The following is a 12,961-nucleotide window of genomic DNA, read 5'->3' as shown; positions in this document are numbered from 1 at the left end:
CGACGCCAGCCAAGCCTATGTCGCGCGCGTGTGACAGGAAAAAGGTGTCCGGACAGTTCCGAAGGGCGGGTCAGCCGCCCGCCGCCAGGATCGCCGCGAGGCCCTCACGGTACGTCGGGTAGCGCGGCAGCCAGCCCAGTTCGGCCTTGGCGAGGGCGTTGGAGACCCGCTTGGTCTCGGCGTAGAACCGCCGCGCCGAGGGGGCGAGGGCCTCTAGGTCCAGGGTTTCCTCGGGCGGCGGCGCCATGCCCAGCAGCTTGGCGGCGTGCGCCACCACCTGGCTGTTGGGGGCCGGTTCGTCGTCGCAGAGATTGTAGATCCCACCAGCGCGGGGGCGGGCGATGGAGGCCTCCAGCCCGGCCGCCAGGTCATCCACATGGATGCGGCTGAACACCTGGCCGGGCGCTGACACGCGGCGGGCGCGGCCCTCCCGCAAGCGGTCGAAGGCTGAACGGCTGGGGCCGTAGATGCCGGGCAGGCGGTGAATGGTGACGGTCAGACCCATGCCCCGGCCCACCTCGAGCCAGTCGCGCTCGGCGCTGACCCGGCGCGCGCCCTCGGTGGACTGGGCGGCCAGCCGGCTGCTCTCGAACACCCAGCCCCCGCGCCGATCGCCATAGACCCCGGTGGTGGAGAGGTAGCCGATCCAGTCGGGGAAGGCGCCGGCTCGGGCCATGGGGCGCACCAGGGCCGGCAGGGCCGGGCAGCCCTGGTCGGTCGGCGGGGCGGTGATCAGGATGGCTTGGGCCGACCTCATCTGGGCGGCGATGGCGTCGGGGTCGCTCACCGGAACCGGCTCGATCCCCTCGGCGGCCAGGCGTTCCGACCCGCCATGGTCGCGGAACGTCGCCGCCACGGTCCAGCCCTGCGGCATGAGGCGCTTCGCCAGGGCGCGGGCGGAAAAGCCGTAACCGAAGACGAAGAGGCGCAAGGCCCAGGTCTCCTAGAGCAGGGCCTGGATGGCGGCGCGGGCCGCATCGGCGAACTCGGGCCGGCGCAGGGCGAAGGCGACATTGGCCCGCAACAGGCCGATCTTGTCGCCGCAGTCGTAGGTGACGCCGTCATATTCCAGGGCGTGGAAGGTCTGGGTCTTCATCAGCTGCACCATGCCGTCGGTGAGCTGGATCTCGCCGCCGGCCCCCTTGCCCTGGCGCTCCAGCAGCTCGAAGATTTCCGGCTGCAGGATGTAGCGGCCGGAGATGAACAGGTTCGAGGGCTCGGTCCCGGGGGCCGGCTTCTCCACCATGCCGGTCATGCGGTTCAGGCGGCCGTCCTGGCCGTCGAGGGCCACGATCCCGTACTTGTGGGCCTCGCCCTCGGGGCAGGGCTCCACCGCGATGACGTTGCCGCCGACCTTCTCGTAGGACGCCACGGCCTGGGCCAGGGCCGGGACCTCGGCGGCCATCAGCATGTCGGGCAGCATGACCGCGAAAGGCTCGTCGCCGATGATGTGGCGGGCGCACCAGACGGCGTGGCCAAGGCCCAGGGGCGCCATCTGGCGCACGAAGCTCATGCCGCCGGGACGCGGCAGGTCGGCGCGGACCTCGGCGAGGATGTCGGTCTTGCCCTTGGCTTCCAGCGCCCCTTCGATCTCGGGATTGGAGTCGAAGTAGTCCTCGATGGCGGCCTGGCCGCGGCCGGTGACGAAGACGATGTGCTCGATCCCCGCGGCGCGCGCTTCCTCCACCACATAGGAGAGGATCGGGCGGTCGAAGATGTTCAGCATGTTCTTCGGCGTGGTCTTGGCGCCGGGAAGCACCCGGGTCCCCAGACCCGCCACGGGAAGCACAGCCTTGCGCACAGGTTTCGTCATGCAGTCCTCCGTCGGCCTTTGCCTAGAGGACCCAACGCACGAAATCCATTACCGCCTTGTGACGAGCCGCCGCGACGCGTCGTTTGCGCGCCCGCTACTCGACCGTGACCGACTTGGCGAGGTTGCGCGGCTGGTCGACGTCGGCGCCCTTCTGGACGGCCACATGATAGGCCAGCAGCTGGATGGGGGCGGAGAACACCAGGGGCGCCACCAGGGGATCGCAGGTGGGAACGACGATCACCTTCACCCCGGCCGGGGCGTTTTCCGCGCCCTCTGCGTCGGTGAACAGGATGATCGGCCCGCCGCGCGCCATCACCTCGCTCATGTTGGACATGGTCTTTTCGTAAAGCGCGTCGCTGGGGGCGATGACGATCACCGGGGTGGCCTCGTCGATCAGGGCGATGGGGCCGTGCTTCAGCTCGCCGGCGGCGTAGCCCTCGGCATGGATGTAGCTGATCTCCTTGAGCTTCAGCGCGCCTTCCAGGGCCAGGGCCGACATGGCGCCACGGCCGAAATAGAGCACGTCGCGGGCCTTGGCGAGGTCGGGCGCCAGGGCGCGGATGGCGTCCTCCACGGCGATGGACTGGGCGATCAGGCGCGGCGCCTCCAGCAGCAGCCTGGAGAGGCGCGCCTCCTCGGTGGCGTCGAACATTCCCCGTGCCGCGCCCGCGGCGATGGCCAGGGCGGTGAGGGCCGCGACCTGGCTGGTGAAGGCCTTGGTCGACGCCACCCCGATCTCGGGACCCGCATGGGTCGGGAACAGCACGTCGGCCTCGCGGGCCATGGTGGATTCATGGACATTGACCACGGCGGCGGTCTGCAGGCCCTGGCCCTTGCACCAGCGCAGGGCCGCCAGCGTATCGGCGGTCTCGCCCGACTGGGAGACGACGATGGCCAGGGTGCCCGGCGTCACCGGCGGCTCGCGGTAGCGGAATTCCGAGGCCACCTCGACATCGACGGGGATGCGGGCCAGGCGCTCGAACAGGTAGCGGCTGATCAGGCCGGCATAGAAGGCCGTGCCGCAGGCGATGATCTGGATGCGGTCGACCTTGGCGAAGTCCACGCCGCCGGGCGCGGTCGCCTTGCCACTCACCGGGTCGAGATAGGCCGAGAGGGTGTGCTGGCAGGCGTCGGGCTGGTCATGGATCTCCTTCTCCATGAAATGCCGGTAGTTGCCGCGCTCCACCAGGGCCGCAGACGGGGAGACGACGCGCATCTCGCGGATCACGGCCTGGCCCAGCTCATTGAAGATCGAGGCTGAGTTGTGGTCGATGGCGACATAGTCGCCCTCTTCCAGATAGGCGATGCGGGTGGTGAAGGGACCGACCGCCAGGGCGTCTGAGCCCAGGAACATCTCTCCCGACCCGTAGCCCACCACCAGAGGGCTGCCGCGGCGGGCGCCCAGGATCAGGTCCTCGTGGCCCTCGATCAGGACCGCGATGGCGTAGGCGCCGTGCAGGCGGTCCAGGGTGGCCTTCAGGGCGGCCAGGGGTTCCAGGCCGGCAGCGAGGTTGGTGTCCAGCAGGTGGGCGATGACCTCGGTGTCGGTCTGGCTCTCGAAGCTGCGGCCCTTGGCCTCCAGTTCGCGCCGCAACTCGGCGAAGTTCTCGATGATGCCGTTGTGGACCAGGGTCACCTTGCCCGCCTGGTGCGGGTGGGCGTTGGCCTCTGTGGGCGCGCCGTGGGTGGCCCAGCGGGTGTGGCCGATACCGACCATGGCCTTCAGGGGCTGGGCGGCCAGCACGTCCTCCAGGGCGCGGATCTTGCCCTTGGCGCGGCGGCGCTCGATCTTGCCGCCGACCACCCCGGCGATCCCGGCGGAGTCATAGCCGCGGTACTCCAGGCGCTTAAGACTTTCCAGGAGCCGATCCTGAACCGGGGCCGTCCCGACAATACCGATGATGCCGCACATGGACCCGAGGTTCCTTTTGTCAAACGAAGGCGCAATAATCTTTGAAAGCCCACGCCGCCTTTAGCATTCGCAAACGCGGCGTCGACTAAATCTCAGTTTCGTATCGTTTCGAGAGCTGCCTCCTGATGACAAAGCGCGCCTATTTCGGAACTGACGGCATTCGCGGTCAGGCCAATAGCCACCCGATGACCGCCGAGGTGGCGCTACGCGTCGGTCTGGCCGCGGGCAAGCTGTTCATGTCGCAGGACGATCGCCGACACATGGTGGTGATCGGCAAGGACACCCGGCTGTCGGGCTATATGGTCGAGCCGGCCCTGGTGGCCGGGTTCGCCAGCGTGGGCATGGACGTGCGCCTGCTGGGGCCGATGCCGACGCCTGGCGTGGCAATGATGACCCGCTCCCTTCGCGCCGACCTCGGGGTGATGATCTCGGCCTCGCACAACGCCTTCATCGACAACGGCATCAAGCTGTTCGGCCCCGACGGCTACAAGCTGTCGGACGCGCGTGAGCTGGAGATCGAGGCCCTGATGGACCAGCCCCTGGCCGAGGGCCTGGCGGCGCCCACGGCGCTGGGCCGGGTCTCGCGCGTTGACGACAGCCAGGCGCGTTATGTGGAGATCGCCAAGGCCACCTTCCCGCGCCGCATGAGCCTGGCTGGCCTGCGGGTGGTGATCGATTGCGCCCATGGCGCGGCCTACAAGGTGGCGCCGGTGGTGCTGTACGAACTGGGCGCCGAGGTCATCAAGATCGGGGTCGATCCGAACGGCACCAATATCAACGAGGAATGCGGCTCCACCCATCCTGAGGCCATGGTCCGGGCGGTGCGCGAGTATCGCGCCGATATCGGCATCGCCCTGGACGGCGACGCCGACCGCCTGCTGATCTGCGACGAGAAGGGCCACGTGGTCGACGGCGACCAGATCATGGCCCTGATCGCCGACAACTGGGCCAAGCGCGACCGCCTGAACGGCGGCGGGGTGGTGGCGACGGTGATGTCGAACCTCGGCCTGGAGCGCTTCCTGGCGGCGCGGGACCTGAAGCTGGAACGCACCGCGGTGGGCGACCGGGCGGTGATGGTGCGCATGCGCGAGGGCGGCTTCAACCTGGGGGGCGAGCAGTCGGGCCATATGATTCTGTCAGACTTCTCCACCACGGGCGACGGCCTGCTGGCGGCGCTGCAGGTGCTGGCGGTGCTGAAACTGGCCGACAAGCCGATGAGCGAACTGGCCCACCAGTTCGAGCCGGTGCCCCAGCGCCTGGAGAACGTGCGTTTCGCCGGCGGCAAGCCGCTGGAGGACGAGCAGGTCAAGAAGGTGCTGGCCGCCGCTGAGGTGCGCCTGGCGGGCACGGGGCGCCTGGTGGTCCGCGCCTCGGGCACCGAGCCGCTGATCCGAGTCATGGCCGAGGCCGACGACGAGAAGCTGGTCCGTGAGGTCATCAAGGATATCGTCGGCGCGGTGAAGAAGGCCGCGGCCTGAGTTCCGGCCCGGTCTGCAACTGCGCAGAACGAGCCTGCTACACGCCCATTTGAAGGCCCGCGCCCTGCGGCAAGCTGAACAAAGGGTTTCCCAGGCTGTTCAACTCCGAGAATTCATGTCAGCTTCGTAATGTTGGGGTCGCTCGACCGGCCCCGGCAGGAAAAGAAGACAGTCCTTGGGAGGACACATGCAGCGTAGTCCCGTTATCGCGGGCGCGACGCGAGGGCCGATCCGGGCGACCAGCTCGATCGCCTGCCTCGCCTTCGTCGCGCTCCTCGCCGTCGCCTTCTGGGCCGGCGCGCTCTGGATCGGAACCGTACTCTTCAACCTGCTGAGCTAGACGCCGCAGGTTCACCCGATGCTTGCCGCGACGCCCGGCGGGCGTCGCTCGCCCTGAGCTACGCGCGCCCGATGGAGGCGTACTTGAAGCCCCGCGAGCGGATGTCCTCGGGCTTGTAGATATTGCGAAGGTCCACCAGGGTCGGGGTCTTCATCAGGCCCTTGATGCGATCCAGGTCCAGCGCCCGGAACTGATCCCATTCAGTGATGATCACCAGGACGTCGGCGCCGGTCGCCGCCTCGTAGGCGTCGGACTTGAAGTCCACACCCTTCAGCATGTGCTTGGCCTCTTCCCCCTCGGGGTCATAGGCCTGAACCTTCGCGCCCAGGGCCTGCAGGGCCGGGAGGATGTCGAGGGCGGGCGCGTCGCGCATGTCGTCGGTGTTGGGCTTGAAGGTCAGGCCCAGCACGCCGACGGTCTTGCCGGTCAGGTCGCCGTCGACGGCCTTGGCCACCTTGGCGGACATGGCCTTCTTGCGGGCGTCGTTGATCTCCACCGTGGTCTCGATCAGGCGCACGGGGCTGCCGGCGTCGGTGGCGGTGCGCACCAGGGCGAGCGTGTCCTTCGGGAAGCAGGAGCCCCCGTAGCCGGGGCCCGCGTTGAGGAACTTGCCGCCGATGCGCTTGTCCAGGCCGATGCCCTTGGCCACCTGCTGCACGTCGGCGCCCAGCGCCTCGCAGAGGTCGGCGATCTCGTTGATGTAGGTGATCTTCAGGGCCAGGAAGGCGTTGGCCGCGTACTTGATCAGCTCGCTGGTGCGGCGGCTGGTGAAGACGATGGGGGTCTCGTTCAGATAGAGCGGGCGGTAGAGTTCGGTCATAACCGGCCGGGCGCGCTCGTCCTCCAGGCCCACCACCACGCGGTCGGGACGCTTGAAGTCCTCGATGGCGGCGCCTTCGCGCAGGAACTCCGGGTTTGAGACCACGGCGAACTGGGCGTCCGGGCGTTTGGCCTTGATGATGCGCTCGATCTCGTCGCCGGTGCCGACCGGCACGGTGGACTTGGTGACGATCACGGTGAAGCCGTCCAGAAGGCCGGCGATCTCCTCGGCGGCGGCGTAGACATAGGAAAGGTCGGCATGGCCGTCGCCGCGACGCGAGGGCGTGCCCACGGCGATGAACACCGCGTCGGCCTTGGCCACCGCGTCGGCGGCCTCGGTGTCGAAGGACAGGCGGCCGGCCTTGACGTTCTGGGCCACCAGCACGTCGAGACCGGGTTCGTAGATCGGGATGCCGCCGGCCTTAAGGCGCTCGATCTTGCCGGCATCCTTGTCGATGCAGATGACGTCATGGCCGAAGTCGGCGAAGCAGGCCCCACTCACCAAGCCTACATAGCCGGTGCCAATCATCGTAACGTGCATCATCTACCCCCGAGTTCGTGCTGGCCCTGCGTCAGGCCGGTACATCTTTTTGCAGCGCAGCAAAAGTGGCGCCGTGCGATCAGACTTCCTGGTTGTAGGCGCCGACCTCAGGGCGCTTGGCGAGGCGCGGCTTCACCTCTTCGCGGAACAGGGCGCGCATGTCGGCGTCCGACTGGGTGCTCTCCACCACCACCACGATCTCGGGCTTGTTGGAGGAGGCCCGCACCAGGACCCATGAACCGTCCTCCAGCGCCACGCGGACGCCGTTGACGGTGATCACCTCGACGATCTTCCGGCCCAGGATCGTGCCCCCGGCCTTGGCCAGGGCCTCGTACTCGGCCACCACGTCGTCCACCACCCCGTACTTCACCTCGTCGCCGCAGTGGGGGGACATGGTCAGCGAGGTGTAGGCGATCGGCAGGGCGTCCTTCAGCTGCGAGAGCTTTTTGCCCGGATTGCGGTCCAGCATCGCCAGGATGGCGGCCGCCGCGGTCAGGCCGCAGTCATAGCCGCGCCCCAGGGGATCATTGAAGAAGAAGTGGCCGCTCTTCTCGAAGCCGGCCAGGGCGCCTAGTTCGGCGGTCTTGCGCTTGATGTAGGAATGGCCGGTCTTCCAATAGACGGTCTTGGCGCCGTTGGCGGCCAGGACCGGGTCGGTGGCGTAGAGGCCCGTGGACTTCACGTCGACCACGAAGGTGGCGTTCTGGTGCAGGACCGACAGGTCGCGGGCCAGCATCAGGCCGATCTTGTCGGCGAAGATCTCCTCGCCGGTGTCGTCCACCACGCCGCAGCGGTCGCCGTCGCCGTCGAAGCCCAGGGCCAAGTCGGCGCCGTGCTGGCGCACCGCCTTGGCCATCTCCTGCAGCATCTCGTGGTCTTCAGGATTGGGATTGTAGCGCGGGAAGGTCCAGTCGAGGTCGCAGTCCATCTCGATGACCTCGACCCCCATGCGGCGCAGGGCGTCGGGGGCGAAGGCGCCGGCGGTCCCGTTGCCGCAGGCGCAGACCACCTTCAGCGGCCGCTTCACGGCCACGCGGCGAACGATGTCGGCGACGTAGCGTTCCGGCACGCCGGTGACGTGGGTCAGGGAGCCGCCGGGGCGCATCTGGCTCAGGCCTCCCAGGACGATCTCCTTCAGGCGGCCCATCTCGACCGGGCCGAAGGTCAGGGGCCGCTGGGCGCCCATCTTCACCCCGGTCCAGCCGTTCTCATTGTGGCTGGCGGTGACCATGGCCACGCAGGGGGCGTCCTGGTCGAACTGGGCGAAATAGGCGATGGGCGACAGGGCCAGGCCGATGTCCAGAACCTCGCAGCCCGAGGCCAGCAGGCCGACGGTGAGGGCCTGCTTCACGGAGATTGAATAGGACCGGAAGTCGTGGCCGATGACGATCTTGGTCTGGCCCAGTTCCTGGATATAGGTCCCGAGACCCAGGCCCAGGGCCTCGATCCCCAGCAGGTTGATGTCGGGCCCTAGCAGCCAGCGCGCGTCGTATTCCCGGAAGCCGGTGGCCTTCACCAGCGGATAGATTTCGTAGTCGAGGGTATTGGGGACGAGGTCGGCGCGCGGGACAGGAAGCATCGGAACTCCATCGGACGTGTTCGTGCAGGGGTCTTAAAGGTCTTGAGGCCTTAAGACCATGCGAACGCGAGCCTTGAACTTGTGTTTCGTGACGTTTGCTACACGCCGGCGCGCACCAGGTCGTGAACGCGCAAGATTCCGACCGGCTTTTGGCCCTCCACCACGAAGAGCACGGTGACCATGGGCAGGGGGTCGCTCATCAGGGCGAGCGCCTCGCCGGCCAGCATGCCGGGGGGCGCGGTCTTCTTGGGCCCCGGGGTCATGACCTCGCCGGCGGTGTGGCCCATCAGGCCGTCGATGTGGCGGCGAAGGTCGCCGTCGGTGATCACGCCGCGGAGCGCGCCGTCCGGACCGGTGACGCCGACGATGCCGAAGGCCTTCTCCGTCATCACCAGCAGGGTCTGGGCCATGGGGGTGTCGAGGGAGACCAATGGCAGTTCGGCTGTGCCGTGCATCAGGTCGCCGACGGTCTGCAGCATGGCCCCCAGCTTGCCGCCGGGGTGGAAGGTCTTGAAGTCACGAGCGGTGAAGCCTCGCCGTTCAAGAAGCGCGACGGCCAGGGCGTCGCCGAGCGCGATCTGCAGGGTGGTCGACGTGGTGGGCGCCTTGACCTCGGCGGTGGCCTCGGCGGCGTCGGCCAGCTGCAGCACCACATCGGCCGCCTTGCCCAGCGCGCTCTGGGGGTCGGCGGTCAGCGCGATCAGGGGGATATGGAAGCGGCGCGAATAGGCCAGGACATCAGCCAGTTCCTTCACCTCGCCCGACTTCGACAGGCAGAGCACCACGTCGCCCTCGGCGATCATGCCCAGGTCGCCGTGACTGGCCTCATTGGCGTGGACGAAAAAGGCCGGCGCACCGGTGGAGGCGAAGGTGGCGGCGATCTTGCGCGCCACGTGGCCGGATTTCCCGATGCCGGAACAGACGATCTTGCCCTTGGCGGCGTAGAGGATGTCCACGGCCTTGGCGAAGGCCGCGCCCAGGCCGTCAGCCTGCTGGGTCAGGGCGTCAGCCTCGGCGGCCAGCACCCGGCGGCCCACGGCCACGGCGTCGAATTCGGTCATTGGGTCGGGGATATGGCTTGGCTCTGCAGGTCGGAGACCGCCTGCCGGGCCTGGTTGACGCGCCTGTTGGCCGCTTCGGTCTCCCGCTGCATCGCCGCCTGCACCGCCGGTGTCCGCTGGGTGGGCGTGCGCCCAAAGACGCCCGGCGAGCGGTCGCCAAGGCCCTGGGGCCAGACAAGGGCCAGGGCCACCATCACAAGGGCGGCCAGGGCGATGGCGGGGAAGAACAGGCGGTCACGCATGGTCAAGCCGATATAGCGGCTCCAATCGCCTCGGGCCAGCGAACCCTTGACCTCACCGGCTGCGCACCCTAGCCCGCAGGCCTCGCTCGCGAATGGAGGTTTCCCAGTGCCCACCCTGATCCTGCTGCGCCATGGCCAGAGCCGCTGGAACCTGGAAGACCGTTTCACCGGCTGGGTGGACGTGGACCTGACGCCGGAGGGCGAGGCACAGGCGACCAAGGGCGGGGAACTGATCAAGGCCGCCGGCATCCAGATCGACCGCGCCTTCACCTCGGTCCTGACGCGGGCCATCCGCACCTGCTGGCTCGCCCTGACGGCGGCGGGCCAGGTCTATGTTCCGGAAACCAAGGACTGGCGGCTGAATGAGCGCCACTACGGCGGACTGACCGGCCTGAACAAGGCCGAGACCGCCAAGAAACACGGGGACGACCAAGTCAAGGTGTGGCGGCGTTCCTATGACGTGCCGCCGCCGCCGCTGGCGCCCGGCGGGGAGTTCGATTTCGCAGGCGACCGCCGCTATGCCGGCGCGACCCTGCCCGACACCGAGAGCCTGAAGACCACCCTGGACCGCGTCGCCCCCTACTGGGCCGCCGAGATCGCGCCGAAGCTGGCGGCGGGGGAAACTCTCCTGGTGGCGGCCCACGGCAATTCCCTGCGGGCCATCGTCAAGCTGCTCTACGGCCTCAGTGACACCGCCATCATCGATGTGGAGATTCCCACCGGCAACCCGCTGCTGATTGAGCTGGACGCCGCCCTGAAGCCTGTTTCCGCGCGCTATCTGGACGAGGCCCGCGCCACCAAGCTGCCGACCTACGGCGCTTAACAGCTAGCGGGCGCCGCCCCGCAGGGCCTGGGCGATCTGGGCGTCCGTGCGGCGGACGGCCAGCAACAGCAGACCCGCCAGCAAGGCCGGAATGAGCGCCCAGGCCAGGCCCGCGGCGGCGAGCCCGGTGGCCGCGGCGATGCACACCCCCACCGCGACCTCGGCGAGGGTGGAGACCCAGCTCGACCCCCGGCGGCGGCGGAATTCCGAGCGCTTGGCCGGGCGCTGATACCAGATGTTGATGAGGCCGTTGGCCACCGTCGCCGCCGCGCAGCCGGCGGTCGCCGCAAGGCCGACCCGTGGCTCCAGCACGATCAGGGTGACCAGGATGGGGGCCAGCAGGGCGGCGATCGGGATGAAGGCCGCCGCCAGCTTGGCCCGGCGCGCGGTGGCGATAGGGGTGGGCGCGCCCGCGATCAGGTCGGGGGCGTCCTCCGCCGAGACGGTGATCCAGGCCAGGCTGGCGGCCACCTGGCCGGCCACGAAGGCCAGGGCCGCGGCCCCGCCCGGCAGCGCCAGCAGGGATTGGCTTCCGGCGTTGCGCACCAGGACGAAGGCCAGGGGCAGCAGGTACAGCACCCGCAGCATCACCTGGGACATCAGGGCCGCATCGCGGCTCATCAACCGCAACTCCTTGCGCACCGTGGCGGCGAAGGCCCCGCCGGTGAAGGCCACCGGCCGGGTGCGCGCCTTGACCGCGCCGGCCTCGGCCCCAGCGGCGGCGGCCGAGTCGGCGGCGAACCGGCCCCCCAGCCAGAGGTTCACGCCGGCGAACATCGCCAGGGCGGTCACCAGCAGGATCGCCGCCGCGCCCGGGTCGCCCAGCAGGGCGCGCAGGGGCAGGGCCGCCACCGGGGGGATGACGACGCCCGGCGCCGTGGCCGCTGCGACCAGGTCGCTCCAGACCGAACCCACCGGGGCGCCGAAGATGTTTCGCGCCTGGGTGACCAGGAAAAACCCCGCCCCGATCAGGGCCGAGGTCACCTGGGCGATGGTGCGGGTTCGTCGCGGACCGATGGCGGCGAACATGCCCACGGCCACCACCAGGCCGCAGGCCGTGGCCGCGATGGCCACGCTCGCCAGCACCAGGAAGGCCGACAGCCAGGGCGGGTGGCCGATCAGGGCGATGGGGATCAGGAAGGGGCCAAGGAAGGCCGAGAACACCAGGAACAGGTTCAGGGCGATGGCCGCGAACCGCACGGTCAGCACCTTGCGCGGATCGATGGGCGAGGAGAACAGCAGGTCCAGGTCGCCCCGGTCGTAGAGGACATCGGCGGCGGCGGCCAGGGTCTGGGACAGCATCAGGCTGAAGATCACCGCCAGGATGGCGTCGGCCAGCAGGACGCCCGTCGGGGTCACGGTGATCTCCACCCGGCGCAGCATCAGGCCGATTGGCACGCCGCCGGCCAGGGTGACCAGACCGACAGTGGCCAGCGCGATCCAGCCGCCGCGGCGGTTCTCGCCGCGCCGCGCCAGCAAGGTGCGCCAGCCCAGCCGCATCTCGTGGGCCAGCAGCCATAGGGTCGAGCCCGGCCTGGCGATCACGCGGGCGCGGCCTCGGTCTGGCCGGTGAGGTCGAGGAACAGGTCCTCCAGGCTGGCGTCGCCATCCCCGGCCTGGGCCCGCAATTCCTCCAGACGGCCCTCGATGAGCAGCCTGCCGTGCTGGATGATGCCGATGCGGTCGGCCATCCGCTCGGCCACCTCCAGGATATGGGTGGTGAGGATCACCGTCGCCCCGGCCCGGGTGCGGGCGGTCAGCAGGTCCTTCACCTGGCGCGCGGCGCCGGCGTCCAGGCCGGTGAGCGGTTCGTCGAGGATCAGCAGTTTCGGATCGTGGATCAGGGCGCCGGCGAGGGCGGTCTTCTGCTTCATGCCGCGCGAGAACCCCTCGCATCGGCGGCCGCGCTCGTCCCAGAGGGCGAGCATCCGCAGCAGCTCCTCGGAGCGGTTCCTGGCGGTCGCCGCCTCGACGCCCCAAAGTCCGGCCACGAACTCCAGATACTCCAGAGGGGTCAGGCGGTCGTAGAGCATGGGCTCGTCCGGCGCCCAGGCGATGAGCTGCTTGGCGGCCATGGGGTCGGCCAGCGCATCAACGCCGAACACGCTGATCGATCCGGTGTCGGGCTTCAGCAGGCCCGCCACCATGCGCAGGGTGGTGGTCTTGCCCGCGCCGTTGGGACCCAGCAGGGCGTAGAGTTCGCCGGAGCGGACCGTGAGGTCGAGGTTGTTTACGGCGGGCGTCCGGAAGGTCTTGTTGAGGCCCCTGATCACCAGTGCGTCGGTCACGAAGCCCTCCCGTCCAGGCCCGACTATGGGCGAGGGGCGAAGCCGGCTCAACCGCGCGGGCTTGC

12 protein-coding genes are annotated in these 12,961 nt (G+C 69.1%); 3 read left to right on the top strand and 9 right to left on the bottom strand.

The window, feature by feature from the left end:
- Nucleotides 1–70: 70 nt before the first annotated feature.
- The 3 genes from OCL97_RS14010 to glmS all read right to left on the bottom strand — a co-directional run bounded on the left by OCL97_RS14010 (nucleotide 71) and on the right by glmS (nucleotide 3,725).
- A complete protein-coding gene (locus OCL97_RS14010) occupies nucleotides 71–931 on the bottom strand; it encodes a Rossmann-fold NAD(P)-binding domain-containing protein (RefSeq protein WP_377370560.1) in 861 nt (286 codons plus the stop codon).
- A 12-nt stretch (nucleotides 932–943) separates the two neighbouring features.
- Entirely contained in the window at nucleotides 944–1,813 is an 870-nt protein-coding gene (locus tag OCL97_RS14005) for a UTP--glucose-1-phosphate uridylyltransferase (RefSeq protein ID WP_377370559.1), read from the bottom strand.
- Between the two features lie 94 nt (nucleotides 1,814–1,907).
- Nucleotides 1,908–3,725, bottom strand: coding sequence for a glutamine--fructose-6-phosphate transaminase (isomerizing) (glmS, locus tag OCL97_RS14000; protein WP_377370558.1), 1,818 nt, complete (start codon nucleotides 3,723–3,725; stop codon nucleotides 1,908–1,910).
- 125 nt (nucleotides 3,726–3,850) lie between these two features.
- Between glmS and glmM the strand changes: the two genes are divergently transcribed.
- Nucleotides 3,851–5,203, top strand: a complete 1,353-nt coding sequence (gene glmM / locus OCL97_RS13995; RefSeq protein WP_377370557.1) for a phosphoglucosamine mutase — start codon at nucleotides 3,851–3,853, stop codon at nucleotides 5,201–5,203.
- Nucleotides 5,204–5,390: 187 nt separating this feature from the next.
- Entirely contained in the window at nucleotides 5,391–5,543 is a 153-nt protein-coding gene (locus OCL97_RS13990) for a hypothetical protein (protein WP_310542349.1), read from the top strand.
- A gap of 58 nt (nucleotides 5,544–5,601) precedes the next feature.
- Here the strand turns inward: OCL97_RS13990 and OCL97_RS13985 are convergent, their stop codons facing one another.
- The 4 genes from OCL97_RS13985 to OCL97_RS13970 form a co-directional block, all read right to left on the bottom strand.
- Nucleotides 5,602–6,903: a UDP-glucose dehydrogenase family protein gene (locus tag OCL97_RS13985; RefSeq protein WP_377370556.1), complete on the bottom strand. Its 1,302-nt coding sequence runs from the start codon at nucleotides 6,901–6,903 to the stop codon at nucleotides 5,602–5,604.
- Nucleotides 6,904–6,982: 79 nt separating this feature from the next.
- The gene (locus OCL97_RS13980) at nucleotides 6,983–8,482 is read right to left on the bottom strand and encodes a phosphomannomutase/phosphoglucomutase (RefSeq protein WP_377370555.1); all 1,500 of its coding nucleotides are present in this window, start codon (nucleotides 8,480–8,482) and stop codon (nucleotides 6,983–6,985) included.
- Between the two features lie 98 nt (nucleotides 8,483–8,580).
- A complete protein-coding gene (locus OCL97_RS13975) occupies nucleotides 8,581–9,543 on the bottom strand; it encodes a KpsF/GutQ family sugar-phosphate isomerase (RefSeq protein ID WP_377370554.1) in 963 nt (320 codons plus the stop codon).
- Nucleotides 9,540–9,785: a hypothetical protein gene (locus OCL97_RS13970; RefSeq protein ID WP_304781192.1), complete on the bottom strand. Its 246-nt coding sequence runs from the start codon at nucleotides 9,783–9,785 to the stop codon at nucleotides 9,540–9,542. Before OCL97_RS13970 ends, OCL97_RS13975 begins: the two co-directional genes overlap by 4 nt.
- A gap of 106 nt (nucleotides 9,786–9,891) precedes the next feature.
- Here OCL97_RS13970 and gpmA point away from each other — a divergent pair, with 106 nt between their 5' ends.
- Nucleotides 9,892–10,608, top strand: coding sequence for a 2,3-diphosphoglycerate-dependent phosphoglycerate mutase (gpmA, locus tag OCL97_RS13965; RefSeq protein WP_304781015.1), 717 nt, complete (start codon nucleotides 9,892–9,894; stop codon nucleotides 10,606–10,608).
- A gap of 3 nt (nucleotides 10,609–10,611) precedes the next feature.
- On the opposite strand, the gene OCL97_RS13960 is transcribed toward gpmA, so the two are convergent.
- The gene (locus OCL97_RS13960) at nucleotides 10,612–12,153 is read right to left on the bottom strand and encodes a hypothetical protein (protein WP_377370553.1); all 1,542 of its coding nucleotides are present in this window, start codon (nucleotides 12,151–12,153) and stop codon (nucleotides 10,612–10,614) included.
- On the bottom strand, nucleotides 12,150–12,896 hold the full coding sequence (locus OCL97_RS13955; RefSeq protein WP_377370552.1) for an ABC transporter ATP-binding protein: 747 nt from the start codon (nucleotides 12,894–12,896) through the stop codon (nucleotides 12,150–12,152). Before OCL97_RS13955 ends, OCL97_RS13960 begins: the two co-directional genes overlap by 4 nt.
- Between the last annotated feature and the right edge of the window lie 65 nt (nucleotides 12,897–12,961).

Origin of the sequence: Phenylobacterium ferrooxidans, from assembly GCF_042714595.1 — a bacterium.
Lineage (GTDB): Bacteria > Pseudomonadota > Alphaproteobacteria > Caulobacterales > Caulobacteraceae > Phenylobacterium > Phenylobacterium ferrooxidans.
The sequence above is the reverse complement of the archived record's forward strand: the minus strand, read 5'-3'. Positions and strand labels throughout refer to the sequence as shown.